Source organism: Devosia sp. GW821-FHT12F11 (assembly GCF_058806655.1).
Genome location: NZ_JBXAPX010000002.1, coordinates 65,757 through 91,531 on the forward strand (window position 1 = coordinate 65,757; position 25,775 = coordinate 91,531).

At 66.6% G+C, this 25,775-nt stretch carries 21 protein-coding genes and 1 pseudogene; 6 read left to right on the top strand and 16 right to left on the bottom strand.

Annotated features, from left to right (window positions below; genetic code table 11):
- Nucleotides 1-114: 114 nt before the first annotated feature.
- Nucleotides 115-1,923, top strand: a complete 1,809-nt coding sequence (gene mutL / locus AC1ROK_RS05945; protein WP_492844841.1) for a DNA mismatch repair endonuclease MutL — start codon at nucleotides 115-117, stop codon at nucleotides 1,921-1,923.
- A gap of 3 nt (nucleotides 1,924-1,926) precedes the next feature.
- On the opposite strand, the gene AC1ROK_RS05950 is transcribed toward mutL, so the two are convergent.
- The 9 genes from AC1ROK_RS05950 to AC1ROK_RS05990 all read right to left on the bottom strand — a co-directional run bounded on the left by AC1ROK_RS05950 (nucleotide 1,927) and on the right by AC1ROK_RS05990 (nucleotide 12,921).
- A complete protein-coding gene (locus AC1ROK_RS05950) occupies nucleotides 1,927-2,364 on the bottom strand; it encodes a YdeI/OmpD-associated family protein (RefSeq protein ID WP_492844843.1) in 438 nt (145 codons plus the stop codon).
- Nucleotides 2,365-2,372: 8 nt separating this feature from the next.
- A complete protein-coding gene (rsmD, locus tag AC1ROK_RS05955) occupies nucleotides 2,373-2,927 on the bottom strand; it encodes a 16S rRNA (guanine(966)-N(2))-methyltransferase RsmD (protein WP_492844845.1) in 555 nt (184 codons plus the stop codon).
- A gap of 3 nt (nucleotides 2,928-2,930) precedes the next feature.
- Complete coding sequence (locus tag AC1ROK_RS05960) at nucleotides 2,931-4,898, bottom strand: pseudouridine synthase (RefSeq protein ID WP_492844847.1); 1,968 nt, start codon at nucleotides 4,896-4,898, stop codon at nucleotides 2,931-2,933.
- Nucleotides 4,899-5,092: 194 nt separating this feature from the next.
- Complete coding sequence (locus AC1ROK_RS05965) at nucleotides 5,093-5,722, bottom strand: hypothetical protein (protein WP_492844849.1); 630 nt, start codon at nucleotides 5,720-5,722, stop codon at nucleotides 5,093-5,095.
- Nucleotides 5,723-5,812: 90 nt separating this feature from the next.
- Entirely contained in the window at nucleotides 5,813-6,361 is a 549-nt protein-coding gene (lspA, locus tag AC1ROK_RS05970; protein WP_492844851.1) for a signal peptidase II, read from the bottom strand.
- A 142-nt stretch (nucleotides 6,362-6,503) separates the two neighbouring features.
- Nucleotides 6,504-9,509 carry an isoleucine--tRNA ligase gene (gene ileS / locus AC1ROK_RS05975; protein WP_492844853.1) on the bottom strand — a complete coding sequence of 1,002 codons (3,006 nt, stop codon included), beginning with the start codon at nucleotides 9,507-9,509 and terminating at the stop codon, nucleotides 6,504-6,506.
- A 126-nt stretch (nucleotides 9,510-9,635) separates the two neighbouring features.
- The gene (locus AC1ROK_RS05980; RefSeq protein WP_492844855.1) at nucleotides 9,636-10,610 is read right to left on the bottom strand and encodes a bifunctional riboflavin kinase/FAD synthetase; all 975 of its coding nucleotides are present in this window, start codon (nucleotides 10,608-10,610) and stop codon (nucleotides 9,636-9,638) included.
- Nucleotides 10,611-10,753: 143 nt separating this feature from the next.
- Nucleotides 10,754-11,608, bottom strand: a complete 855-nt coding sequence (locus AC1ROK_RS05985) for a TIGR01459 family HAD-type hydrolase (protein WP_492844857.1) — start codon at nucleotides 11,606-11,608, stop codon at nucleotides 10,754-10,756.
- A gap of 80 nt (nucleotides 11,609-11,688) precedes the next feature.
- Complete coding sequence (locus AC1ROK_RS05990; protein ID WP_492844859.1) at nucleotides 11,689-12,921, bottom strand: EAL domain-containing protein; 1,233 nt, start codon at nucleotides 12,919-12,921, stop codon at nucleotides 11,689-11,691.
- A gap of 206 nt (nucleotides 12,922-13,127) precedes the next feature.
- Between AC1ROK_RS05990 and AC1ROK_RS05995 the strand changes: the two genes are divergently transcribed.
- Entirely contained in the window at nucleotides 13,128-13,925 is a 798-nt protein-coding gene (locus tag AC1ROK_RS05995) for a helix-turn-helix domain-containing protein (RefSeq protein ID WP_492844861.1), read from the top strand.
- A 19-nt stretch (nucleotides 13,926-13,944) separates the two neighbouring features.
- On the opposite strand, the gene AC1ROK_RS06000 is transcribed toward AC1ROK_RS05995, so the two are convergent.
- Together AC1ROK_RS06000 and AC1ROK_RS06005 are read right to left on the bottom strand one after the other, a co-directional pair.
- Nucleotides 13,945-14,127 carry a hypothetical protein gene (locus tag AC1ROK_RS06000; protein ID WP_055884859.1) on the bottom strand — a complete coding sequence of 61 codons (183 nt, stop codon included), beginning with the start codon at nucleotides 14,125-14,127 and terminating at the stop codon, nucleotides 13,945-13,947.
- Nucleotides 14,118-15,269 (bottom strand): glycosyltransferase, encoded by a 1,152-nt coding sequence (locus AC1ROK_RS06005; RefSeq protein WP_492844863.1) that lies wholly within the window; start codon nucleotides 15,267-15,269, stop codon nucleotides 14,118-14,120. The genes AC1ROK_RS06000 and AC1ROK_RS06005 overlap by 10 nt, the downstream gene beginning before the upstream one ends.
- Before the next feature lie 277 nt (nucleotides 15,270-15,546).
- Between AC1ROK_RS06005 and AC1ROK_RS06010 the strand changes: the two genes are divergently transcribed.
- The 4 genes from AC1ROK_RS06010 to bglA all read left to right on the top strand — a co-directional run bounded on the left by AC1ROK_RS06010 (nucleotide 15,547) and on the right by bglA (nucleotide 19,619).
- A complete protein-coding gene (locus tag AC1ROK_RS06010; protein WP_291311715.1) occupies nucleotides 15,547-15,834 on the top strand; it encodes a co-chaperone GroES in 288 nt (95 codons plus the stop codon).
- Between the two features lie 57 nt (nucleotides 15,835-15,891).
- A complete protein-coding gene (groL, locus tag AC1ROK_RS06015) occupies nucleotides 15,892-17,532 on the top strand; it encodes a chaperonin GroEL (protein WP_492844865.1) in 1,641 nt (546 codons plus the stop codon).
- A 62-nt stretch (nucleotides 17,533-17,594) separates the two neighbouring features.
- Complete coding sequence (locus AC1ROK_RS06020; RefSeq protein WP_492844867.1) at nucleotides 17,595-17,798, top strand: hypothetical protein; 204 nt, start codon at nucleotides 17,595-17,597, stop codon at nucleotides 17,796-17,798.
- Nucleotides 17,799-17,960: 162 nt separating this feature from the next.
- On the top strand, nucleotides 17,961-19,619 hold the full coding sequence (gene bglA / locus AC1ROK_RS06025) for a beta-galactosidase BglA (RefSeq protein ID WP_492846343.1): 1,659 nt from the start codon (nucleotides 17,961-17,963) through the stop codon (nucleotides 19,617-19,619).
- 330 nt (nucleotides 19,620-19,949) lie between these two features.
- Here the strand turns inward: bglA and AC1ROK_RS06030 are convergent.
- The 5 genes and pseudogenes from AC1ROK_RS06030 to AC1ROK_RS06050 form a co-directional block, all read right to left on the bottom strand.
- Nucleotides 19,950-21,035, bottom strand: a pseudogene (locus AC1ROK_RS06030) (ATP-binding cassette domain-containing protein); the annotation flags it as partial.
- Complete coding sequence (locus tag AC1ROK_RS06035; protein ID WP_492844869.1) at nucleotides 21,025-21,834, bottom strand: ABC transporter permease subunit; 810 nt, start codon at nucleotides 21,832-21,834, stop codon at nucleotides 21,025-21,027. The pseudogene AC1ROK_RS06030 and the gene AC1ROK_RS06035, both read right to left, overlap by 11 nt.
- A complete protein-coding gene (locus AC1ROK_RS06040; protein WP_492844871.1) occupies nucleotides 21,831-22,676 on the bottom strand; it encodes an ABC transporter permease subunit in 846 nt (281 codons plus the stop codon). Before AC1ROK_RS06040 ends, AC1ROK_RS06035 begins: the two co-directional genes overlap by 4 nt.
- An 89-nt stretch (nucleotides 22,677-22,765) precedes the next feature.
- Nucleotides 22,766-24,385: an ABC transporter permease gene (locus AC1ROK_RS06045; protein WP_492844873.1), complete on the bottom strand. Its 1,620-nt coding sequence runs from the start codon at nucleotides 24,383-24,385 to the stop codon at nucleotides 22,766-22,768.
- A gap of 163 nt (nucleotides 24,386-24,548) precedes the next feature.
- Nucleotides 24,549-25,595, bottom strand: a complete 1,047-nt coding sequence (locus tag AC1ROK_RS06050) for an extracellular solute-binding protein (RefSeq protein WP_492844875.1) — start codon at nucleotides 25,593-25,595, stop codon at nucleotides 24,549-24,551.
- Nucleotides 25,596-25,775: the final 180 nt, after the last annotated feature.

The following is a 25,775-nucleotide window of genomic DNA, read 5'->3' on the forward strand; positions in this document are numbered from 1 at the left end:
GCGAGGCTCCGATCGATAGACGCGCTGCTGGTACGCAATGTTTGACACCGGCATGTGACAGGCGTGGCACCGACGGGGCGAGCTCGCTACATTTGGCGCCCAGGAGAATCGCCTTTGCCCATCCGCCAGCTTCCCGAAGACCTGATCAATCGCATCGCCGCCGGCGAGGTGGTGGAACGGCCGGCGAGCGTGGTGAAGGAGCTGGTCGAGAACGCCATCGATGCCGGCGCCAGCCGGGTCCACATCACCACCGCCGGCGGTGGCCAGAGCCTGATCCGGATCGAGGACGACGGCGTCGGCATGGACGAGGCCGACCTGGTGCTGTCGGTGGAGCGGCACGCGACCAGCAAGCTCGCCGATGATGGGCTCGAGGATATCCGGACGCTGGGGTTCCGCGGCGAGGCGCTGGCCTCGATCGGGGCGGTGGCGGAACTCGGCATCGCCTCGCGGCGGGCCGAGGATGCCAGTGGGCTTCGGATCACGGTGAAGCACGGGGTGAAGTCGCGGCCGGTGCCGCTGGCGATGAACCGCGGCACTATCGTCGAGGTGCGCGAGCTGTTCGGCAATGTGCCGGCGCGGCGGAAATTCCTCAAAACCGAGCGCTCCGAGGCCGGGGCGATCACCGACATGGTGAAGCGGCTGGCAATGGCCAACCCGCACGTGCAGTTCGTGCTCGACGGGGCGGACCGAACCAGCTCGAACTGGCCGGGGCGCGAGGGCGACGGGGCCCTGCGCGCACGGCTCGGCGACGTGATGGGCGGGGACTTCGGCGACAACGCCGTGCCGCTCGCGACGATGCGACACGGCATGGTGGTGACCGGGCTCGCGGGGCTGCCGACCTACACCCGCGCCAACTCGCTGAGCCAGTATTTCTTCGTCAACGGCCGGGCCGTGCGCGACAAGGTGCTGGTGGGCGCGATCCGCGCCGCCTATGCGGATTTCGTGTTCCGCGATCGGTTTCCGGTGGTGGCGATCTTTCTGGCCGTCGATCCGCAGGACGTCGACGTCAACGTCCATCCGACCAAGGCGGAGCTCAGGTTCCGCGACCCCGGCGCGGTGCGCGGAGCGGTGATCCGGGCGATCACCGAAGCGCTGGACGCGGCGGGGCATCGGGCGGCGAGCACGGTGGCCGAGGATGTGGTGCAGGCGTTCCGGGTGCCGGAGTATGAGGCGACGCCAGTGCGGACGATGGCGGGTTGGGCCGCCTCCTCCACCGTCTATGGCGCTCCCCCTCCTCCGCCACGCGGGGGAGGATCACCGACCGCACGGTTCGCGGGCTTTGCTGAGCCGAGCGCGCGATATGAAGTGAACGAGCCGGCGCCCGCCGCCGAGCCGGTGGAGTATCCGTTGGGGACGGCGCGGGCGCAGATGTTCGACAACTTCATCGTGGCGCAGAATGGCGACAGCCTGTTGCTGGTGGACCAGCACGCGGCGCATGAGCGGCTGGTGTACGAGCGGTTCAAGGCGCAGATGGCAGCGGGGCCGGTGGCCAGCCAGATGCAGCTGATCCCGGTGGTGATCGAGCTCAGCGAAGACGATTGCGGGCGGCTCGAGGACGCAGCGCCGACGCTGGAGCGGCTGGGGCTCTATCTCGAACGGTTCGGGCCGCGGGCCATAGCAGTGCGCGAGACGCCGGCGCTGCTCGGGCAGGCCGATATCGACGGGCTGGTGCGCGACCTCGCCGACGGGCTGGCGGAATGGGACAGCTCGGCGGCGCTCGCCGACCGGCTGGAGGCGATCATCGGGCGCATGGCCTGCCATGGCTCAGTGCGCTCGGGACGGCGGCTCAGGGTCGAGGAAATGAACGCGCTGCTGCGCGAGATGGAGACGACGCCGCATTCGGGGCAGTGCATCCACGGGCGGCCAACCTACGTGGAGCTGAAGAAGGCGGATATCGAGCGGTTGTTCGGCCGGACGCGCTAGCGTTCAAGGACGACCGAGCGTTTCTACCAGCTTATCGATCCGGCGGGCACGCACCTCGGGCGTCTTTGCCGCATCGATATCGCGAACGTGCTTGGCCTTGAGGCCGAACGGCAGCCTGTCGAAGCCAGCGCGAGCCGCCGAGTCAGCGTCGAGGGCAGATTTGAGGTCGTCGGGCTCTTCGACTTCGCGCGGCGTGGTATCGAGGCTGATGTCGATGTCGATCATCTGCCCCTCCGCGATGCCTGCAGCGGCGCGGTGGGCAGCACTGATGCCGACAAGGTGGTGCCCGTTCATGAGGGCGACACGGCTGCGCCAGCTATGGCCGTTGACAATGATCGCCACCGGCGGCCGCGCCTCGGGACCGAGCGATTGCATGACCTCATCGGGGATTTCGACAGCGGTGGCATTGCCCGAGGGGATGACGACGGCGCGGAACTGCATGGCTCGCCTCACTGCGCGCGGATGAAGTGCACCGCCGCCGCACCATACTCGCGACGGTCATCGAGGGTGAAGCCCCCGGGCAGCGCCAGCTCGACCTCAGCGCCCTCTTCGAGCACGATCGTCGCATCCTTGGCCAGCCAGTTGCCGTCGCGCAGCGAGACCAGGGCCTGCTCGCCCAGTCCCTTGGCATAAGGCGGATCGAGGAACACCAGATCGAAGGGGCCCATGGTGCCGGCAGGGCCGAGTGCCGTGGCGTCGCGGCGGAGCAGCTTGGCGATGCCGGCGACACCGAAAGCCTCGATGTGGTCGCGGATGATGCCGCGGGATTCGGCGCCGTTGTCGACGAACACCGCTCCCGAGGCGCCGCGCGACAGGGCTTCGAGGCCCAGCGCGCCGGTGCCGGCGAACAGGTCGAGCACCTTCAGCCCGTCGAGATGCACGCCGACGCGACTAGCGAGGATGTTGAACACCGATTCGCGGGCGCGGTCGGAGGTCGGCCGGATGCTGTCGTCCGAAGGCGACAGCAGCGCCTTGCCGCGAAACTTGCCGGCGACGATGCGCATCGCTTACTCGCGCGGCTTCTTGGGTCCACGGGGGCGATCGCCGGCCGGACGACCAGGACCGCCGGAGCCGCCGTGGGGACGGCCAGCGCCACCTGGACGACCGCCGGACGGGCGACCGGCGCCACCTGACGGTTTGCCGTAAGGCTTGCCGCCGGTACCGCCGGGCTTGCCGGAGAACGGCTTTTTGTCGCCGAAGCTGCGCGGCTTGTCGCCGAACGAGCGAGCCGGACGGTCACCGGCTTCGCGCGGACGATCGCTGGAAGGGCGATCGCCGCGGGGCGGACGGGTGCCATACGGCTTCTTGTCGCCAAGCGGGCGGCTGTTGCTGCGCTCACGGTCACCGGCATAGGAATTACGCGGCGCGTAGGGGCGCTTTTCCTCGGCGCGCGGACCACGCTCGGCGCTTTCACGCGGACGATCGCCAGCAGGGCGATCGCCGCGCGGTGGGCGGGCGCCGTAGGGCTTCTTGTCGCCGAACGAACGGCTTGGGCGATCGCTTGCGTCGGTGCGCGGCGCGTAGGGCTTCTTGCCCTCATACGACCGCGCGGGACCGTCGCCGCGTGGGGCGTAGGGTTTCTTGTCGCCATAGGGGCGGTCGCCGGCCGGACGGGCCGAGCGCGACTTGTCGCCATAGGCACGCTTTTCGCCGTAGGCGGGCTTATCGCCGTAGGCACGCTTCGGACGATCGCCGAAATCGCCACGGGGCTTGTCGCCGTAGGGGCGCTTGCCCGCGGGCTTGTCGCCAAAGGCCCGCTTGGGGCGATCGGCGCCACCCGGAGCGCGGGCGGGGCGATCCTCGTGGTGAGCGGGGCGGCCAAAGTTCCTGGCCGAGCTGTCCTCGGGGTCGTTCCAGCGCTTGCGCTCTTCGCCTTCCACGCCATCGCGGCGAGGCGGCTTGACGCGGATCTCGGCCTCGCGGCCATCCTCGAAGTGGATGGTGCGGATCTCCGAGGGATCGACGGGACGCTGCCGACTCGGCGCCTTGACCGGCTTCTTGTCGAAGCGGCCGGGACGATCCTGGCGCGGGCGCTCAGCGAGCGCGGCGGCGGCCGCGGCTTCGGTGTCGTCGTCCTCGAAGCGGAACTTGCTGTCGCGCGACTTGCGTGGCGAATCCTTCTTCAGCTCCTTGCCCGGCGCGGCGGCGCGCAGCTTGGGGTTGGTGGCCGGCTTCTTCTTGGGCGCGACTTCCGGCATGTCGCTCTCGAAATCGGTATTGGCCTCAGCCGCGAGGCGCTTGCCGAGCTGCTCGCGCAGCACTCGGGCGGCGACGACCTCGACCTCACCCTCGGGCAGGTCGCCGAGCTGGAACGGGCCGTAGCTGACCCGGATCAGGCGGTTGACCTGCAGGCCCAGCGCGCCGAGGACGTTCTTGACCTCGCGGTTCTTGCCTTCGCGCAGGCTCAGTACCAACCAGGAGTTGGAACCCTGCGCGCGCTCGAGGATGGCCTCGATCGGGCCATACTGGATACCGTCGATCTCGATGCCGTCTTTCAGCGTGTCTAGCTGCGCCTGGGTGACCGAGCCAAAGGCGCGAACACGGTAACGGCGCAGCCAGCCGGTGGCCGGCAACTCGAGCACGCGCTTCAGGCCACCATCATTGGTGACCAGCAGCAGCCCTTCGGTGTTGATATCGAGCCGGCCGATGGAGACGACGCGCGGCAGCTCTTTTTCTTCCAGCGCCTCAAAGACGGTGGGACGACCTTCCGGGTCCTTCTCGGTGACCACGAGGCCGGCGGGCTTGTGGTAGAGCCAGACGCGGGTGCCCTGGCGCGCCGCGAGCGGCTCGCCATCGACCTTGATCTTGTCTTTCTCGGAAACGTTGAAGGCCGGGGTCAGGACCTTCTTGCCGTTGACGGTGACGCGGCCGTCCTTGATCCAGCCTTCGGCATCGCGGCGGGAACAGAGGCCGGAACGAGCGATGACCTTGGCCAGGCGGTCGCCGTCCGTCGGGACGGCTGAAACATTCGACATGCGATAACTCCTGCGGGACCGGGTCCGGGCAGGATTGCCCGGGGGTCAGCGCATCTTTCGAGTTGATGGGGGTAGGCCCAGCCTCCGTCTCTTCGAGACGTAGACTTGCCCTACCGGGGTTAGTGGTCGCGCTTCCGAACCGGAAAAGTCTGCAATCTCGCCTTCGCGGGGACAGGCTTTTTCCTGGAAACGCTCTAGTTCGCCTGCGCGGCTAGGGCCTTGCGGACCTCCGGCGGGCACGACTTGTCGGTGAGCGGCACGAGCTCGCCATTGGCGGCCAGGCAGACCATGTCCTGGCCCTTGACCGTGGTGTAATACTCATCGGGCGGCAGATAGAGCGGCTTGGGACCACCCTTCAGCTTGGCGGCAGTCATGCGCGCGGTGAGCTGCTTGGTTTCGATCTCGGTGAGCGGACGGCCGCTGAGAGTGCGCAGATCGACCACGCGGGCGTTGCGCAGCCGCTTCAGGTCAGCCTCCGAAATGTTCGAGGTATCGATCTGCACGCGGCTCGAATCCTCGGGAATCAGGGCGGTCTTGGCCGCCTTGGGATCGGCCGGAGTGGGCAGCGCGGTGGACTTGGGGAGCACCAGCGGACCGCGACGCTCAGGGTTCTCCGCCTTTTCCTCGCGCTCCATCATGCCGACGCCCTTCATGGTCTCGGTCAGCACTTCGCGCTCGAAGGTGCCAACATCGGTCAGGGCATTGGTGCCTTCGGTGGTGGTGCAGGCGCTCAGGCCAAGGCCGAGCACGATGCCGACGGTCAGCAATCCGCCCCGGGTCACGGCTTTGAGAGTGGGCCGCCGCCCGGTCAAATCACTCAGCATGAAACTTCCCTTTTCCCCGGCCCGTGCGCGCCCCGCGCGGGCCTTATAGACCAAGACCGGCCCTAAGACCAGATTGAGGCGCCTTTGCGTTCAGGCGGGCTTTCTGCGGCCGATCCCGACGAAGTCGAGGAGTAGCAGCAACACCCCCAAAGTGATCGCCACGTCGGCGATATTGAAGATGTAGAACGACCAATCCTGCCAATGAAAGTGAAAGAAATCCGCAACGGCTCCATAGAGCACGCGATCAAGCGCATTCGAGACCGCGCCGCCGATGGCGAGCATGAGGCCATAGCGCACCAGCACATCGGCGGTACGCGACCACCAGACGCCGAGTGCGAGGATGGCGACCACGGCGATGGCGCCCAGCGCCCATACCGGCAGGTCGCCGAGCAGGCCATAGGAGACGCCGGTGTTCCAGACCAGCACGTAATCGAAGAACGGGGTCACCGGGACGATCTCGCCCCCCTGCCAGCCGAGCGGAGCGGCCGGGGTGACGAAGCCCAGGTGCTCGATGCAGAGCGACGACGCCGCTCCGATGCAATCGGAACTGACCTGCAGGAATTTGTGGCCGCGATCGAGGGCGAAGGCGAACAGTCCGGCGAGGAGCGAGAGCAGGAGATGAGGGCGGGTCACTGGCATCGCGGCCTCCGACCCCCCTCCCGTCCTCCCCCACAAGGGGGGAGGTGAAGAGGAGCGTACCGCTCGACCGTGCCCGACACACTGGCGGGCACCTCCCCCCTTGTGGGGGAGGATGGGAGGGGGGTGGCCAAACGCACCGGTCTTACCGTCCCGCCGCCTTCAACTCGCGCATCGCCTGCGCATCGCGCAGCGACAGGTCCGGATACTCGGTGTCGGTGCCGACTTCCGGCAGAATCCGCCACGAACGTGCACAGCGCCGGCCTTCGGCCTTGGCGAACACCACGGCGACGCCGCGGACTTCGTCGAGCCGGAAGGCCTCCGCCGGGCCCTCGCCTTCGACGATCTCGATGGCGGAGGTGATGGAAATCTCAGCCATGTCGGCGCCGCGGACAGCGGCAGCAAGCTTGTCGTCGGTGATGTAGACCTTCGGCGCGGCTTCGAGCGAAGCGCCGATCACCTTGTCGCGGCGGGCGATCTCGAGGGCACCGGTGACGACCTTGCGGACTTCCCGGATGGCTTCCCACTTCTCATCGAGCTTTTCGTCCGTCCACGCCTCGGGCAGCTTCGGGAACTCGCGCAGGTGCACCGACGAATCTGCGCCGGGGTGCCGCTCGAGCCAGGCCTCTTCCATGGTGAACACCAGGATCGGGGCGAGCCAGGCGGTCAGCGCGTCGAACACATGGTCGAGCACGGTGAGGCTGGCGCGGCGGCGGACCGAGGAGATCGGGTCGCAGTAGAGCGCATCCTTGCGGATATCGAAGTAGAACGCCGACAGGTCGATGTTCATGAAGTTCGACAGCGCCGCGACGATGCGCTTGTAGTCGTAGCTCTCGTAGGACTCGCGAACGAGGGCATCGAGGTCCTTCAGCTTGCTCAGGATCAGCTGCTCGAGCTCGGGCATGTCGCGATAGTCGACGGTTTCCTCTGCCCTGCGGTGAGCAAGGTTGCCGATCAGCCAGCGGATGGTGTTGCGGAGCTTCCTATAGTTGTCGACGGTGGAGTTGATGATCTCCTTGCCGATACGCAGGTCGTCCGAATAGTCGGACTGGGCGACCCAGAGGCGGAGGATGTCGGCGCCGAACTGCTTGATGACGTCCTGCGGCGCCGTGGTGTTGCCCAACGATTTCGACATCTTCTTGCCCTCGCCATCGAGGGTGAAGCCGTGCGTCAAGACGCTCGCGTAAGGCGCATAGCCATTGGTGGCGCTGCTCTCGAGCAGCGACGAATGGAACCAGCCACGATGCTGGTCCGAGCCCTCCAGATACATGCCGGCCGGGAACTGCATATCCGGCCACTTCTGCGAGTTGCGCAGCACCCACGAATGGGTGGTTCCGGATTCGAACCAGACGTCGAGGATGTCGTCGACCTTGGTCCAGTTCTCGGGATCGGGCACGGCATTGCCGAGGAAGCGCTCCTTGGCGCCTGACTTGAACCAGGCGTCGGCGCCCTCCTCCTCGAAGGCGGCGCCGATGCGCTGGTTGACCATCTCGTCAACCAGGATGGTGTCGGTCTGCTCATTGTAGAACACGGCGATCGGCACGCCCCAGGCGCGCTGGCGGCTCAGCACCCAGTCCGGGCGATCAGCGATCATCGAACGGAGGCGATTCTGCCCGGCCTGCGGGTAGAACCTGGTGTTCTCGATGGCGGTCAGCGCGATGCCGCGGACGGTGTCGCCCGGCTTGATCTGCACCCGCTCCGGGTGGTCGGAGAACAGCTTCAGCGTCGCGATCTTCTCCGCCGCGTATGGCCGGTCCATGTAGACGAACCACTGCGGGGTGTTGCGATAGATGATCGGCTTCTTCGAACGCCAGGAGTGCGGATACTGGTGCTTGAGCCGGCCGCGCGCGACCATGGCGTTGCGCTCGGCGAGCGCCGCGATGACGCGGTTATTGGCATCGCCCTTCTTGCCGGCATCGTCGATGACGCGGGCGCCCTCGAAACCGGGAGCCGCAGCGGTGTAAAAGCCGGCATCGTCGACGGCGAAGGGGATCGAGGTGTCGATGCCGCGCTCGGTGAGCTTGCGGCCAGAGGACATCCAGATCTCGAAGTCGTCGAGGCCGTGGCTGGGCGCGGTGTGCACGAACCCGGTGCCGGCGTCATCGGTGACGTGCTCACCATCGAGCAGCGGCACTTCGAACTCGTAGCCGCCGCCAAACCCGCGCAGCGGATGGTTGCAGGAAACGATCTTCGAACAATCGACATCGTGCAGACGAACGAAGGTCTCGACCTTTGCCTTCTGCAGCACTTCCTCGGCCAGTTTGTCGGCGAGGACGTATTTCTCGCCCTTGGTCGCCCAATTGCCCTCCGGCGCGCCGGTGACCTCGTACAGGCCGTAGCTGATCTTCGAAGAATAGCTGATGGCGCGGTTGGCCGGGATGGTCCACGGGGTGGTGGTCCAGATCACGACATATGACGAGCCGAAATCCTCGAACGAGCCGGTGCCGAAGGCGCCGTTGGCCGAGTGGATCGGGAACTTCACCCAGATCGCGTCGCTCTCGTAATCCTGGTACTCGATCTCGGCTTCGGCGAGCGCGGTGCGCTCGACCACCGACCACATCACCGGCTTGCTGCCGCGATAGAGCTGGCCGGAGGCCGCGACCTTCATCAGCTCGCGCGCGATCTGAGCTTCGGCATCGAAGCTCATGGTGAGGTACGGATTGGACCAGTCACCAACCACGCCGAGCCGCTTGAACTCCTCGCGCTGGGTATCGACCCAGTACTGCGCGAAGCTGCGGCATTCGCCGCGGAACTCGTTGATCTCGACGTCGTCCTTGTTCTTGCCCTGGGCGCGATACTGCTCTTCGACCTTCCACTCGATCGGCAGGCCATGGCAATCCCAGCCCGGCACATAGGCCGAGTTGTAGCCGAGCATGGTCTTGGATCGGCTCACCAGGTCCTTGAGGATCTTGTTGAGCGCGTGGCCGATATGGATGTTGCCGTTGGCGTAGGGCGGGCCATCGTGCAGCGTGAACAGCGGCTTGCCCTTGCCGGCGGCGCGCTGGCGCGCATAAATGTCCATGTCTTCCCAGCGCTTCAGCCAGTCGGGCTCACGGGCCGGCAAGCCGGCGCGCATCGGGAACTCGGTCTCGGGCAGGAAGAGCGTCGCGGAATAATCGGTCTCGGCGCCGCTGGTCGCAGTATCGTTCATCGTCATCGATCGATGTTCAAGGGAAGTTGCGGGCTTGTAGCAAGCGAGGGCGGCGGGTGCCAGTGCAAATGGCGCGGCCGGAGCGTGGCCCCCCATCCCTGGTCCGCTCCTCACACGCCGAAGTCGCTACCTGAAAAACCCGAGCTTCTCGTCCAGCTCGGACACCGGCAGGGTCGACTGCAGCAGCAGGCGGGCCTGGGCAGCGTCGTTGTTGACGGCGGCGATCAGTTCGTCGAGGCCCGAGAACTTGACCTGGCCACGCACGGTGCCGAGCAGCGCGACTTCCAGCGTCTCGCCGTAAATGTCCTCGTCGAAATCGAAGATCCAGGTCTCGAAGGGCGGACGCTCATTGTTGAACATCGGCTTGCCGTAGCTGGCGACGCCATCGAGCAGGCGCCCGTTGAGCTTGGTGCGCACGGCATAGACGCCCTGCAGGAGGCCGAACCCGGTGGGACTTGCGGTGTTGGCGGTGGGGAAGCCGAGTTCCCTGCCCCGCTGATCGCCCTGCACCACGACGCCCGACAGGAACCAGTGGTAGCCGAGCAGTTGCGCCGCGCCCGCGACGTCACCCTCGCCGAGCAAGGCGCGGATGCGGGAGGACGAGATGTGGTCGTCGCCTTCGTCGAGCATGTCGAGGATTTCGACCTCGAAGCCGTGACGCACGCCGGCGTCCTTCAGGAAATCGGGGGTGCCCTGGCGTTTGTAGCCGAAATGGAAATCGGCGCCCACCGAGACACCGGTGACGCCGAGGGCGCCGACAAGGAAGCGGGTGACGAAATCCTCGGCGACGATATGGGAGAACTCGAGCGAGAACGGCATCACCACGATGCCGTCGAGCCCGAGCGCCTCGGCGATCTCTGCCTTCTGATCGGCATAGGTAAGGCGGAACATGAAGGGAGCCGGCGCGAACACGTCGCGCGGGTGCGGCTCGAAGGTGAGGACCAGCGCCGGCACGCCGAGCGCGGCGGCACGGGCCTTCAGCGCCCGGAACACGTGCTGATGACCGCGGTGGCAGCCGTCGAAATTGCCGATCGCGACCATGGCGCCGCGCAGCGACGCCGGAACCTGGTCGAGTCCAGCGAGCCTGATGAAGCCGCTCAAATTCGTACCCGCCTTGAGAGTGATGGCGATATGACAAGAAACCGGATGGGTTGCAAGGCAGCTAAGGTTGGAGGCTGCTATGCGGGGTGTGGCAGTCTGCATCTCCCTTGGCGGGGGGACATGACCGAGAGGCCGGTGGCTACCTACCAGCTCAACCGCGGCATGAACCCCGCGACATTGGCGCCACTCGGTTCGACCAGGCGGCGAATGGCTTCAGGGTCCGGGTTGCCGAAGGCGTCCAGTTCGGCGGCATGGATCGAGCCGGTGATGAACAGCAGGTCGAGCCCGGCGCCGGCGGCGCCGATGGCGTCGGTGCGTACCGAGTCGCCGATGGCGAGGATGCGGGTGCGATCGACCGGGCGACCGGCAGCCTTCTCGGCGAGGCGCAGGGCCTCGGCGTAGATCGGCTTGTAGGGCTTGCCGACCATGACGATCATGCCGCCGCGGGCCTCGTAGAGATCGGCGAGAGCGCCACCGCAATAGAGGATCTGGTCGCCGTGCTCGACCACCCGATCCGGGTTGGCGGCGATCAGCGGCAGATTGCGGCTGAGCCACAGGGTGATCCGGTCATTGTACATGTCCGGCGTGTCGTGGTCGGTATCGAGGTCGGTAACGACGATGGCCCTCGCGTCCTCGGCGCGGCCGATGGTGATGTCGAGGCCCTCGAACAGGCTGTCATTATCATGCGGCGGCCCGACATAATGGACGGTCTGGCCGCGATAGCGCTCGAGCACGACCCGGGTCGCGTCTCCCGAGGTCACCACGTCGTCATAGGCTTCGCGCGAGACACCGAGCCGGTCCATCATCTCGATGATCGGGCCGTGCGGACGTGGAGCGTTGCTGATCAAGACGACGCGGCCGCCATTGCGGCGATAGTTGACCAGCGCCTCGACGGCAGTGGGGTGTGCGGCGACGCCATTGTGCACGACGCCCCAGATGTCGCTCAAAACCACGTCGTAACGGGGGGCGATCCCGCTCAGTCCAGCCAGTGCCTGCATTGTTGGTCCTAGTCTGCTTGCTTGATTTGTCACGCTTTCGAACCGGAAAAGCCTGCAACTCTTCCTGAAAAGCGCTCCAGCTACGCTTGCGCCTCGATGCGGCGCTCGGCATCGCGCGGACGTTCGGCGACGAGATCCGGGCGAACCGGGCCGGGCCGGCCGATATGCGGCCCCTGAACGAGGCTGATGCCATCTTCGAACAGGCTGAGCAACTGCTGCTCGTCGATCACCCCGGTGCCGCAGAGTTCGATCTGGAAGCGCTTGGCGTAGGGGGCGATGTCGGCCGTATGGAAATCGGTGAAGCTTTGCGGCTGCGACAGGAAGCGGGTCGCATCGAACCGCACGTCGCTGAAGCCGAGGCCCTCGAGCTCGGCGAAATCGAAGCGGAGCGAGGTGGCGTCGGTGAGGACGAACCCGGCGCCGGCCTTGCGGAACTCGTAAAGCGCCCGCTTCTCGGTGGGGCCCAGCGGCTTCCACTCGGTCTGTCGAACAGCAAAGTTGAGCGAGGCGGTGATCGCCTGGTTGGCGACGAGCGTCGCAGTCACCTGCTCGAGCGCTTTCCTGTCGAGGATGGTGGCGCGGCTCAGCGGCAGGAACAGGGTGATCGGCTGGCCGGAGGTCTTGGCGCGCCGCGCGATGGTGACGGCTTCCTCGAGCGCCATTGCTTCGATGCGGCGGATCAGGTCCTCGCCGCCGCGGCGCGGCATGAAATCGGGAGCGTCGGCAAGCCCGCCCGCATCCTGCATCAGGCGCGGCACGAGGTCGTAACCGAGCGGCTTGCGTGCCGGCAGGCGGACGACCGGCTCGATGTGGAAGACCAGCCGGTTGGAATCGAGCGCGGCACGAAGCTCGGCCTCGGGGATCATCGGATCGAGGAAGATATCGTCGTCGGGTTCCGGCGGCTCGGCGGTCGCTTCGGCGAGGCGCGAACCACCATCGGCACGGCGGGCCTCCTCGAATTCGGCCAGCGCCTCGGCAAGCTGCCTGGTGACGGTGCCGAGCACCGAGATATCGGCCTCGATGCCGTCGAGGCGGCTGCCCACATTGGTATCGGCAATGGCGTTGACGCGCTGGCTCAGCACCTGCCCGGCCCTGGCGTCAGTAGAGAGCAGCCGCGCCAGATCCTCGACGGCGCGCTCGAGCCGCGCTTCCGAGCGCTGGCGCAGGCGGCGCTCCATCAGCATGACGGCAAGCGCGCCAAAGGCGATCGCGGTGACAAAGGCTTCGATCGGCGAGAAGGTCAGCCCGAAATAGGCTGCCGCCGCAACGCCAAGCGTGGCCAGCGCGATGAAGATGTAGACGAGGCCTTGCACTTGACGCTCGGGCTCCCAGGGTGGCCAACGGGATTCGACGCATCCCGTCATAGCATCGGGCGGGCCCTGCCGAAAGGCGCGGAGACGTGGGAGCTGTGGCAAACCGCGAGCTCGGCGCGTTTGCGCACGGATCGGCTGGAACGCTTTATTTACCCAGTTCGTCAACACTCCATTCAGCACAGCCACGTGCCCAAGGACCTGTCGCCATGCCCGCTCCCGGCTTCGGCCTGGATAACGCCGTCCGCATCCTGCTCGTCGAACGCGACGAAGCGGGTGCCCGGAGCCTGATCGAGATGCTCGATCGGGGATTCATCATCGCACCCGAGATCGCGCTGGCTTGCGGCGGCCGCGAGGCGGCAGACCGGCTGCGCCTCGCATCATACGACCTGTTGCTGGCGGACCTCGACAGCCTTTGCGACCTCTCGGCGGAACCTGAGGACGCGGTGGCGCGGCTGGCGCGGCTGGCTTCGGGATCGCTGGTGGTGGTGCTTTCCGACGGGGCTTCGGTATCAGCGACGCTCGCGGTACTGCAGGCGGGCGCGCATGAGCATGTGACCCGGCCGGTCGATGGCGCGGTGCTGTCGGCGCGGCTCGGCGAGCTGGCACATCGGCATGGCCGCGCCATCGCCGGGGCGTTCCGCGGGCCGGCGGAGCGGGAGCGCGTCGCCGGGCTGATCGATGCTTCGAGCCAGTTGCAGACGGTGCTCGACTTCGTGGCGCGCGACCTGCCGGGGAGCGCCGAGAACCTTGAAGGCGTCGCCCGCCGAATCGTCGCGATGTTCGATGGCGGCGAGACGGAACGACGCGCCGCTTCGGCGGAGTCGCCGATGCGTCCCGCGGTGCTGCCGATGTGGCAGCAGGAACAGCGGATCATCGAGGAAGCGATCGAGAGTTTCGCCGGCAACATCGCGCTGGCGGCCGCCGCGCTGGAGCTCAGCCCGTCGACGATCTACCGCAAGCGGCAGGCGTGGGCGGAACTGGAAGGCAAGAAGGGCGCGGCTTAGAACGCGCCCCTCCAGAGGTCTAGCCCTTCAGCTTGTCGCGGGCCTTCTTGGCCGTGGCGAAGGCGCGGGCTTCCTCACCCAAGGCAGAACCCTTCTTCACTACAGTGCCACTCGCGTCGACGAGGCTCCAGTCCCACTTGGTGTTGGGGCCGACGCCACCGGTGCGGCGGAGCTTGATTTCGAGTTCTGCGCTTACCGCCATGTGAACACCTTTGTAACGGAGTAGTTGAAGACCACGCTCATCAGCACGCCGAGCAGGCCTGCCACGTAGAACTGGCCATCATAGGCATAGATCCAGCTGGCGACCGAAACGTTGGCGAGGGCGCCGATGGAGCAGACCGCATAGAAGGTGAGCATGCCGGTGAGATAGCGCCAGCCGCGCAGCTTCTTGTTCGCGTAGGTCAGCTCGTTGTTGAGCATGAAATTGAAGGTCATGGCCAGCAGCGTTGCCGCGACCTGCGACCAGACGAAGTTGAAGCCCAGCACCTCGTGGGTGAACAAGAGCGTTCCCATGTGCACCACGACGCCGAGACCGCCGACCAGGGCGAACAGCAGGAACGTGGTGGGAAGCAGACCGCCCGACAGTTTCGAGACGATCAGCCCGAGGAACTGCACCACGACGATGGAGCTCATCTTGCTCTCGCCGGCGTGACGCGGACGGAAGGTGTAGGGCACCTCGCCGATGCGCAGTTCCTTACCCTGGCGAGCGCGCGAGCGGCCGGCCGAGACAATGATGTCGAGCAGGATCTTGAAACCGTCGTCGCTGAGCGAGGGGGCGATCTCGTCGAAGACGCTCCGGCGCATCAGGAAGAAGCCGCTCATCGGGTCGCTGAGCGACTTGCCGGTGACGAGGCTCGAGAGCTTGGTGGCAAAGCGGCTGCCCGCTTCGCGGGTTCTCGACAGCCCCTCGCCGACGCTGCCCTCACCGCTATAGCGGGTGCCGACGACGATGTGGTCGCCGGCGATGGCCTTCTCGAGCATCTGCGGCAGGATGGTTTCGTCGTGCTGCAGGTCGGCGTCGATGACGGCGAAATAGGGCGCGGCGCTGGCGAGGATGCCCTCGACCACGGCGGAGCTCAGGCCACGGCGGCCGAGGCGGTGGATGCCACGCACGTTCTGGTGGCGGCGCGCCATGTCGCGCACCACTTCGGAGGTGCCGTCGGGAGAATTGTCGTCGACGACGATGAACTCGAACGGCGTGGCGCCGAGGGCCGCCGTGACCTTGTCGTACAACAGCGCGACGTTATCGCGCTCATTGTAGCTGGGGACGATCACCGCGAGCTGCGGGGCGACCCAGGCCTCTGGGGATTTACGGGGGTGGCTATCGAACTGGACGACGGTCACGTCTGCTCCGAAGGTATCTGTGGCGCCTCAGGTACTGCCAAGCGGGACGCTTTGCAACTTGCCATCAGGCGGCTTGCGGTTTCTCTCGGCACCACAAACGTGGCGACAGCGCGCCCGTTTCATGCGTTCGTCGCATAGCCGCCACATCACCATCGTATGGCTCGGGTCGTCCTTGACTCGCTTTGGGGGCCCTCCTATATCCCCTGCCAGCTGTTGGCACTCCTCGATCACGAGTGCTAACAGAGGCGAAATCACTTGATTGCTGATAGGAGCAAAAATGGCTTTCCGTCCCCTGCACGACCGCGTGGTCGTCCGGCGCGTCGACAGCGAAGAGAAATCGGCTGGCGGCATCATCATCCCCGACACCGCCAAGGAAAAGCCCTCCGAGGGCGTGATCGTCTCCGTGGGCCCGGGCGCCCGCGACGAAGCCGGCAAGATCGTGCCGCTGGACGTCAAGGAAGGCGACCGGATTCTGTTCGGCAAGTGGAGCGGCACCGAGGTGAAGCTCAATGGTCAGGACCTGCTGATCATGAAGGAATCCGACATCATGGGCGTGATCTCGTAACCAGGCGCGCGTTGCCGGTTCGGATTTCCCCCTCATAACTCGTAAGGAGCGCCTCCAATGGCTGCGAAAGACGTAAAATTCTCCACCGATGCCCGCGACAAGATGGTCCGCGGCGTCAACATCCTCGCCAATGCGGTGAAGGTCACGCTGGGTCCGAAGGGCCGCAATGTCGTGATCGACAAGTCGTTCGGCGCGCCGCGCATCACCAAGGACGGCGTCACCGTCGCCAAGGAGATCGAGCTCGAGGACAAGTTCGAGAACATGGGCGCTCAGATGCTGCGCGCCGTGGCCTCCAAGACCAACGACATCGCCGGTGACGGCACCACCACCGCGACCGTGCTCGGCCAGGCCATCGTCAACGAAGGCATCAAGCTCGTTGCCGCCGGCATGAACCCGATGGATCTGAAGCGCGGCATCGATCTCGCCGTCGCCGAAGTCGTCGAGAACCTCGGCAAGGCCAAGAAGACCATTTCGTCGAACGGCGAAGTCGCGCAGGTCGGCACCATTTCGGCCAACGGCGAATCCGCTATCGGCGAGATGATCGCCAACGCGATGCAGAAGGTTGGCAACGAGGGTGTGATCACCGTCGAGGAAGCCAAGACCGCCGAGACCGAACTCGACGTCGTCGAGGGCATGCAGTTCGACCGCGGCTACCTCTCGCCTTACTTCGTCACCAACGCCGAGAAGATGGTTGCGGTGCTCGAGGATCCGGTGATCCTGCTGCACGAGAAGAAGCTCTCGAACCTGCAGGCCATGCTGCCGATTCTCGAAGCCGTGGTGCAGTCGCAGCGTCCGCTGCTGATCGTTGCCGAGGACATCGAGGGCGAGGCTCTGGCCACGCTCGTCGTGAACCGTCTGCGTGGCGGCCTCAAGGTCGCCGCCGTCAAGGCCCCGGGCTTCGGTGATCGCCGCAAGGCCATGCTCGAGGACATCGCCGTCCTCACCGGCGGCCAGGTGATCTCGGAAGATCTCGGCATCAAGCTCGAGAACGTCACCCTCGACATGCTCGGCACTGCCAAGCGCGTGGAAATCTCCAAGGAGAACACCACGATCGTCGACGGCGCCGGCCAGAAGTCCGACATCGAAGGCCGCGTGGCCCAGATCAAGGCGCAGATCGAAGAGACCACTTCGGACTACGACAAGGAAAAGCTGCAGGAACGCCTGGCCAAGCTCGCCGGCGGTGTTGCGGTGATCAAGGTCGGCGGCTCGACCGAAATCGAAGTGAAGGAGCGCAAGGACCGCGTCGACGACGCGCTGAACGCGACCCGCGCTGCGGTTGAAGAAGGCATCGTGCCGGGCGGCGGCGTCGCGCTGCTGCGCGCTTCGAACGCCATCACCGTCAAGGGTGCGAACCCCGACCAGCAGGCCGGTATCGCCCTCGTCCGTCGCGCTCTGCAGGAGCCGGTCCGTCAGATCGCCAACAATGCCGGCGATGAAGGCTCGGTCGTGGTCGGCAAGATCCTCGAGAACGCCTCGCCGAACTTCGGCTACAACGCCCAGACCGGCGAGTATGGCGACATGATCGCGCTCGGCATCGTCGACCCCGTCAAGGTGGTTCGCACGGCGCTGCAGGATGCGGCCTCGGTCGCCTCGCTCCTCATCACCACCGAGGCGATGATCGCCGAGGTGCCGAAGGACGCAGCTCCGGCAATGCCGGGCGGCGGCGGCATGGGCGGCATGGGTGGCATGGACTTCTAAGTCCGGCTCCAGCCAACACATCCGATCTTCTCACGAAGGTCACGAACGGGAGGGCGGTCCGCATGGGCCGCCCTTTCGTTTTGCTTGTCGCTACCCAGCGGTGTCATTCGTCGGCCAGGGGCGGCTGGGCAGGGCAAATCCTCACCGGGGACGGCAGCGCGCTGCCGGCGACCATCACCTTACCCAACATCACGCAGCTCGACCTCAAGGTGTGCATGATGGCGGTGTTCTGCGACGAAGTCTCTTACTACCGAATGGGTGGCTAGAGGCTCGGTGGGAAACTGACCATCGAGCCTTCAGTACCGCGCAGGGCTCCTCCGCATCGGCCGGCGATTGACTCCGGCCCTGCCCTCGCGCCAAACGTCGCGAGAGCCAGCCCAGGGAGCTTAAGCATGAGCGTTGTGCCGCCGATGATGGCCGTTCCGCCGATGACGGAACAGAAGTCGACGCCCGAGCAGCCGCTCGACAAGGATTGGTGGCGCGGCGCAGTGATCTACCAGATCTATCCGCGCTCGTTTCAGGACCACAATGGCGACGGCGTTGGCGATCTGGTCGGGATCACCGAGCGGCTCGACTATGTCGCCGATCTCGGCGTGGACGCGATCTGGCTCAGCCCGTTCTTCACCTCGCCGATGAAGGATTTTGGCTACGACGTTTCCAACTACCGCGATGTCGACCCGATTTTCGGCACACTCGGGGATTTCGACCGGCTGCTGGAAAAGGCCCATTCGCGCGGGCTGAAAGTGATCATCGACCAGGTGATCTCGCACACCTCGGACAAGCATCCGTGGTTCTCCGAGAGCCGGCAAAACCGCACCAACCCGCGGCATGACTGGTATGTGTGGGCCGATCCCAACCCCGACGGGACGCCGCCCAACAACTGGCTGTCGATCTTCGGCGGCTCGGCCTGGGCGTGGGACAGCCGGCGCATGCAGTACTACATGCACAATTTCCTCACCTCGCAGCCGGACCTCAACTTCCACAATCCGGACGTGCAGGACGCGGTGCTCAGCGACATGCGGTTCTGGCTGGAACGCGGGGTGGACGGGTTCCGGCTCGATACGGTGAACTTCTACTTCGCCTCGCTGGGGCTCGAATCCAACCCGGTGGTGAAGCCGGAGGATTTCAATGCGTCGACGGCCCCTGCGGTGAACCCCTACAATTTCCAGGAGCACCTCTACGACAAGAGCCGGCCGGAGAATCTCGAATTCCTGACCCGCATCCGCGCGCTGCTCGACGAATATCCCGGGCGGACGAGCGTGGGCGAGATCGGCGACAGCCAGCATCAGCTCGAGGTGATGGCCCAGTACACCTCGGGCAGCGACAAGCTCCACATGGCGTACACGTTCGACTATCTGGGCGGGGCATTCGACGCGGGGCACTTCAAGAAGTCGATCGACCTGACCGAAAAGGACGCGCCTGACGGCTGGATCTGCCTTGCGTTCTCCAACCACGACGTGGTGCGGCATGTGAGCCGCTGGATGAGCCATGGCGACCGCGACGCGTTCGGCAAGCTGACGGCCACGATGCTGCTGACAATGCGCGGCTCGGTGTGCCTGTACCAGGGCGAGGAACTGGGGCTGACCGAGGCGGAACTGGCGTTCGAAGACCTGGTGGACCCCTATGGCATCGAGTTCTGGCCGCAGTTCAAAGGGCGCGATGGATGCCGCACGCCGATGGTGTGGCAGTCGTCGGCGCATCTGGGCGGCTTCTCGACCGCGCCGCGGGCCTGGCTGCCGGTGCCGGGCGACCACCTGCTGAAGGCGCCCGACTTGCAGGAAAAGCAGAATGACTCGCTGCTGCATCACTACCGGGCGACGCTGAAGTTCCGGCGGGAGCACAAGGCGCTGGTGAAGGGAACGATCAAGACGCTGGAGGCGCCGGAGGGCGTGTTGATGTTCACCCGAACGTCTGGCGCAGAGACGCTATTGTGTGCCTTCAACATGACTGGCGGCCCGATCGTCGTCCGCCTGCCCGACGGGATCGGCGTCAAGGGGATCGACGCTCCCGGCTCGGTCGCGGCCCCTTTCGGCGACGGCGACCTCGACCTGCCGGCTTTCGGCGGGTTCGTCGGCGCCGTGCTCTAGCGCCGGCGGCGCTTCGGGCGGCGCCGGCGGTTCGGGTGCTGCCGGTGGCACGTCGGGCACCGGTTTGGGTGCCGGCGGCAACGGCTCGGGGTAGCGGGCTGCGAGCAGCGCCAGGGTAGCGGAATGCCGGCCGGTTTCCGCCAGTTCCGACGGTTTGCCGCCTTCGACGATGTGGCCGGCTCCCAGCACGAGGATGCGATCGGCGACAAGCCGCAGCACGTCGAAGTCGCGGCTGGCGCAGAGCACGGTGACGCCGTAATCCGACCGGACGCGATTGAACAAGACGAGGAACTCGGCCTCTTCGACCGGATCGAGGGTGGCGGTCGGCTCATCGAGGACGATGAGGCTGGGGCGGCTCACCAATGCGCGGGCCAGTGCCAGCCGCTGCAGCTCGGCCGTGGTAAACTGGCCCGGCAGGTGGTCGAGCACATCGGGCGCGAGGCCGACGACCCGCACGGCTTCCACCAGGCGGTCGGCCTGTTCGTCGATCAGCAGTTGCTCTTCGACGCGCAGCGGCTCGGTGAGCGACAGGCCGACGGCGAGATCCGGATTGAAGGCGGCGCGCGGATCGGGGAACAGCAAGCTGATGCGGGTGCGGGCCTCGCGGGCAAGATCGTCGCCGCGATAGGGCGCACGATCGAAGGCCAGCTGGCCGGCGCTGGCGCGGCCGAGGCCGGCGACAAGGCGGAGCAGCTGCGACTTGCCGGCTCCCGCGGCACCGAGAATCCCCACAGCTTCGCCCCGACGCACCGCCAGGGTGACGTTCTCGAGCACCGGGATCGGCGGCTTGCGGTGCCAGAGCCGTGAGCTGGGATCGGCGAAATGTCTGCCGACGCCATGCAGTTCGAGCAGCGGCTCGCCGATCGGCGGGCGCGCCATCGTGCGAGTGCGCGGCTTGCCGGCGTCCACCAGTTCGCGGGTCGCGGCGTGCTGCGGGCGCTCCTGCAGCACGGCGGCTGGACCGCGCTCGACCAGCTTGCCGCCCGAGAGGATGGCAGTCTCGAGCCCCATGGCGAGCGGCAGGCGAAAGTCGCGAGTGAGGATCAGCAAGGCCACGCCACGGTCGCGATTGGCGGTGAGCAGTGCGGTCAGCAGTCCGTGTTGCGCAGCGGGACCGAGCGCCCTGCCCGGCTCGTCGCAGACGAGAAGATCGACGCCGCGCTCGAGGCAGCGGGCGAGCTCCACAGGATCGTCATCGGCGCCGATGACGCCGGGGCGTTTGCCGGGGAGCCCGTTACCCTGAACGGTGGCGCCTGGGGGCAGCAGGCCGGCGATGGCCTGGGCGAGCAGCGTCTTTCCACTGTTGGCGCGGCCGACGATGGCGAGGGCGCCGCCGTCGGCCAGCGCCAGATCGAACTGGGCGATGGGATGGCTGCCGGCGATGGCGACGCCGAGGCCGGCGAGTTCAAGCGCCATGGCGCGCTCCCCTGAGGCCACTGGCGGCGAGCATCAGGGCCAGCGCGGTGACCACGGCGACGGCGCCGGGAACGAGGATCAGCAGCGGACGGATCGTCATGAACTGCTGGGCCTCGCGCAGCATCAGGCCGAGGCTGGCGCCGGGCGGCAAGACGCTAAGGCCGGCAAAGGAGAGGCTGACTTCGATGAGGATGGCAACGGCCAGCAATTCGAGACCGAGCGCGGCAAGGTGCGGCAGGAGGCGCGGCAGCACGTGGCGCTGCGCCGCGGCGAGCGGCCGGAGACCGGCGAGGCGCGCCGCCGTGACGTAGTCGCGGTACCATAGCGGCGCGAGGGCGCGGCGAGTGATGATGGCTGCGACCACCACGCCCGGCAGTGCAACGGCGAGGAACAGTGTGAGGTTGGCAGGCGCCGCGAGGCCACTGACGAGCATGCCGATGAGCAGCGCTGGGGGCAGCATGCCGATGGCATGCGCCGTGCGGTGCGAGGGCGGTAGACGCAAGGCGAGAGCAACGCCGACAGGGATGCCCACGAACAGACTGGCGAGCGTGCCGAAAACGGCGAGCAGCAGCGTGGTGAGCGTCGCGGCCATGAGCATCGAGGTGCCGTCGCGGCCGCTGGCGTCGGTGCCGATCCAGTGGACGGCGTCGGGCTCGGCGAGCGGGGTCAGGCTGGCGGCGCCATGCGGGGTCCAGGCAAGGGAGACCAGCGCGAGGATGGCGATGAGCGTGGCAAGCGCCGCGCCGAGGACGACACGCAGATCGATGCCGGGCCGGGCCGGGGCCGCCTCGAGGGTCATCGGCGTATCTCCGGGCGCAGCGCGGGATCCACCAGCACGCGCAGCAGCGCCAGGAGCAGCATGCCGAAGGCGGCGACCATGATCAGCAGCAGCAGCCCGCCGCGCAGCAGCGCCAGATCGTGCTGCTCGGCGGCGCCGAGGATCTGGCGGCCAAGGCCGGGGAGGAAGAACACGCTCTCGACCAGGGCGGCGCCGATCAGCATGGCGCCGAAAGTGCGGGCCAGGGCCTGTGGCAGTTCGGGCAGCGCTCGGGCGAGGCCGAGCTGCCAGCTCGCTTCTGCGCCGACGATACCATCGGTGCGCCGGCGCTGAACGTCGCGCTCGGCGATATTGCCGAAGTCGCGGCGGATGCGGAGGGCGAGCTGGCCCGCATAGGGAAGGCCCAGTGCGAGCGCCGGCAGCAGCAGCGAGGCGAGGGCGCCGGCCGGATTGCTCCAGGGAACGAAGCCGCTGGCGGGCAGCAGCTTCAGGAGGCCAGCGAACAGCAGCGCCAGCAGCATGCCGACCCAGAACGGCGGCAACAGCGCCAGCACGCCCGAGAGGGCGCGCACCAGCCTATCGACCATGCCGCGATAGCGGCCTGCGGCAAGGCCGAGGCCTGTCCCCACCGTGCCGGCGACAACCAGCGCAAGCAGCGCCAGTGGCAAGGTGACGGCGAGACGTTCGCCGAAGGTGTTGGGCGCACCGGTGTCGCCAATGAACAGGCCGAGGAAGCGGGCCCAGGCGGGTCGATCGGTGCCGCCGGCGGCGGGCAGGACATCAAGGAAGAGGAACAGCAGTGCGGCGGCGCCGAAGACCGCTCCGACTGCCAACACGAGCCGCGTGAGGACGTAGTCTCTCATGCCCCGGCGCCCCAACAACCGATCAAATGAAGGAAAGACCCAACCGGCTAATGCTTAGTCAATGACCGGTTAATTTCCAATGTATCGCCTCAGCGACGATCGCTGAAGCGGGTCGAAAGGATGACGGGCACCAGACCGACCAAGACGATGGTGAGCGCCGGGAGCGCAGCTTCGGTGAAGAGGCTGACATTGGCGCGGGCATAGACCACGGTGGCCAGTGTTTCGACGCCGAGCGGCCGCAGCAACAGCGTCGCCGGCAATTCCTTGACGATCTCGACGAAGACCAGCGTCGCGGCGGTCAGCAGAGCCGGCGACAGGGTCGGCAGATCGACACGGAACAACAGACGCCAGCCGGTAACGCCGAGGACGCGACCGGCATCGAGCATGGTGTCGCCGCGCTTCTTCATCGCCGCGTCGATGGTGGAATGCGACACCGCAAGGAAGCGGATGGCATAGACATAGAGCAGCGCGGCGATGGAGCCGGAAAGGATGAGGCCGGGGCGCCAGTTGGCCACCGCCATGGTCAGGCGGTTGAACCACAGGTCGGCCTGACCCAGTGGCTGCAGCAGGCCGAGCGCCAGCACCGTGCCGGGGATGGCATAGCCGAGGGTAGCGACGCGAATGAGCCCGTGGGCGGCGCGCGACTTGCCGATACGGGCGGCGATCAGGCCGACGATCACGGTGATGAGGGCGCCGAGCGAGGCCAGGGTGATGGTGGTAAGCCCGGCATTGACGGTCAATCCGAAGGCATCGGGGCCGAGATTACGAATGCCGAGCACCAGCAGCTCGCCGACCGGGACACCGAAGCCGAGCAGCAGCAGCACGGTGCAGAAGCCGATGGCGAGGGTGCGCTCGGCGCCGACCAGTTGCTCGCGCGGCGGGGCGACGCGGCTGTCGCGATGCAGCGCGTAGACGCGGTCGCGGCGAGCCCATTGCTCGAGCAGGATCAACAGACCAATGATGAGCACGATCATCACCGCGAGTTGCGCGGCGCCGCCGAAATTCGAGCGGTTGATCCAGGTGGAGTAGATCACCGCGGTGAGGCTGTTGACGCCAAAATACTGCACGGCGCCCAGGTCGTTCACCACTTCCATCATGGCGAGCGTGATGCCGACGACGAGGGCCGGGCGGCTCAGCGGCAGGGTGACGGAGAAGAAGGCGCGAAAGCCGCCTGCCCCGAGGGTACGCGCGGCGGCGGAGACCGAGCCCGACTGCATGACGAAGAAGGCGCGGCACGAGGCGTAGACATAGGGGTAGAGCACCATCGAGAGCACGAACGCCGCGCCGGTGGGACTCTTGATCTGCGGGAACCAGTAGTCCTTGATGGTTTCACCACCGATGACGGCGCGCAATGCCTGCTGGATCGGACCGGTGAAATCGAGGAACTCGACGTAGGTATAGGCCGCCAGGTAGGTCGGGATGGCCAGCGGCAGCACCAGCGCCCACTCGAAGATGCGGCGGCCGGGAAAATCGAAATGCGTCACCAGCCAGGCCGAGACGAGGCCGAGAACACCGGTGATCAGCCCGACCCAGGCCATGAGCGTCGCGGTTTCGCGCAACGCCGTCGGCAGCATGGCGGCGGCCAGGCCGCCGGCGCCGGTGGTATCGAGCGCGGCGACGGCGAGCCAGAGGATCGGCAGGCCCATCAGGGCCAGCAGCAGGATGGCCGAAACCGGCGGGAGCTGCCCCCCGCCGGTTCCGGACCTCATCGATGCTGCGGTCGTCCGGCTGATGCTCAGCCTCCGCGATGTCGTTTTCGTTATCGCGCGGTCGAACCGGAAAAGTCTCTCAACTTTTCCTGGCCGCGCTGCGATATCCCTGTCGCGCGGTCGAACCGGAAAAGTATCTCAACTTTTCCTGACCGCGCTCCGCTTAGTTCTGCGCGCCTTCGTTGAACTTCAGCTCATCGATCAGCGCCGCCGCTTCGTCGCGGAAATCGGCAGTGGCGGTGAGAGAGACCTTCGAGGGGTTGAGAACACCCCAGCTCTGGGTCAGTTCGGCCGGCTTGACGCTCGTTACCGCCGGATACTCGTAGTTGGCATCGGCGTAAAGCTGCTGCGCCTCGTCGGAGAGCAGGAATTCGATCAGCCGGTTGGCGTTTTCCGGGTTCGGCGCATACTTGGCGATGAAGGCGCCGGCGGCGTTCACCTGGGTGCCCTCTCCTTCTGCGTCAGGATAGACGATGCGCGCCGAAGCGGCCCAGTCCTTCTGCTCAGGCTCGGCCTCGTTGGTGAGCATCAGGCCCATGTAGTAGGTGTTGGCGATGGCGAGATCGCACGAGCCTTCGAGTATGGCCTTGACCTGCGCGCGATCGTTTCCGGCCGGCGGGGCCGACATGTTGTCGCGCACGGCGGCGAGCCAGGTGCGGGTCTTGTCCTCGCCCCAGGCAGCGATGCGGTTGGCGACGAGGCCGATATTGTAGGCGTGGTCGCCGGGACGGGTGCACAGCCGCCCCTTCCACTCGGGCTTGGCGATATCCTCGTAGGTCAGCGTGGTGGCGTCGACGCGGTCCTTGCTCACGTAGAAGACGCGGGCGCGCAGCGACAGAGCCGCCCAGTGGCCTTCGTCGTCGCGGAACTCCGGCGACAGGCGCTCGGTCAGCGCGGCGGTGGTGATCGGCTGGGTCAGCCCTTGCGTCTTGGCGCCGACCAGGTTGCCGATATCGACGGTGAGCACCACATCGACGGGCGACAGTTCGCCTTCGGCGGCGACGCGCTCGAGCAGGCCGTCGCCGGCATAGAGCACGGTGGCCTTAACGCCGGTGGCGGCGGAGAATTTGTCGAGCAGCGGCTGGATCAGACCCGGCTCACGGTAGCTGTAGATATTGACTTCGCCGCTCTGGGCAAAGCTCGGCCCGGCGGTGCCGGCAATCATCGCCGCGCCAAGCAGCGCAGCTGACAGTCGCATCGTCATGGTCATCTGAAATCTCCTGTGATCGGCGCCCGTGAGGCACCGGTGACAGGGGCAGACACGAATTCTGACGCACAAAGTCAACAATCGGCTGCCGTGGATCGTCGCCGGTTTGTGACCGTGTTTTAGAACCGTTCCAACTCCCACGCGAAAACCCCAAGGGGGCTGTCGCTGTCGGGGCGGCGAGCC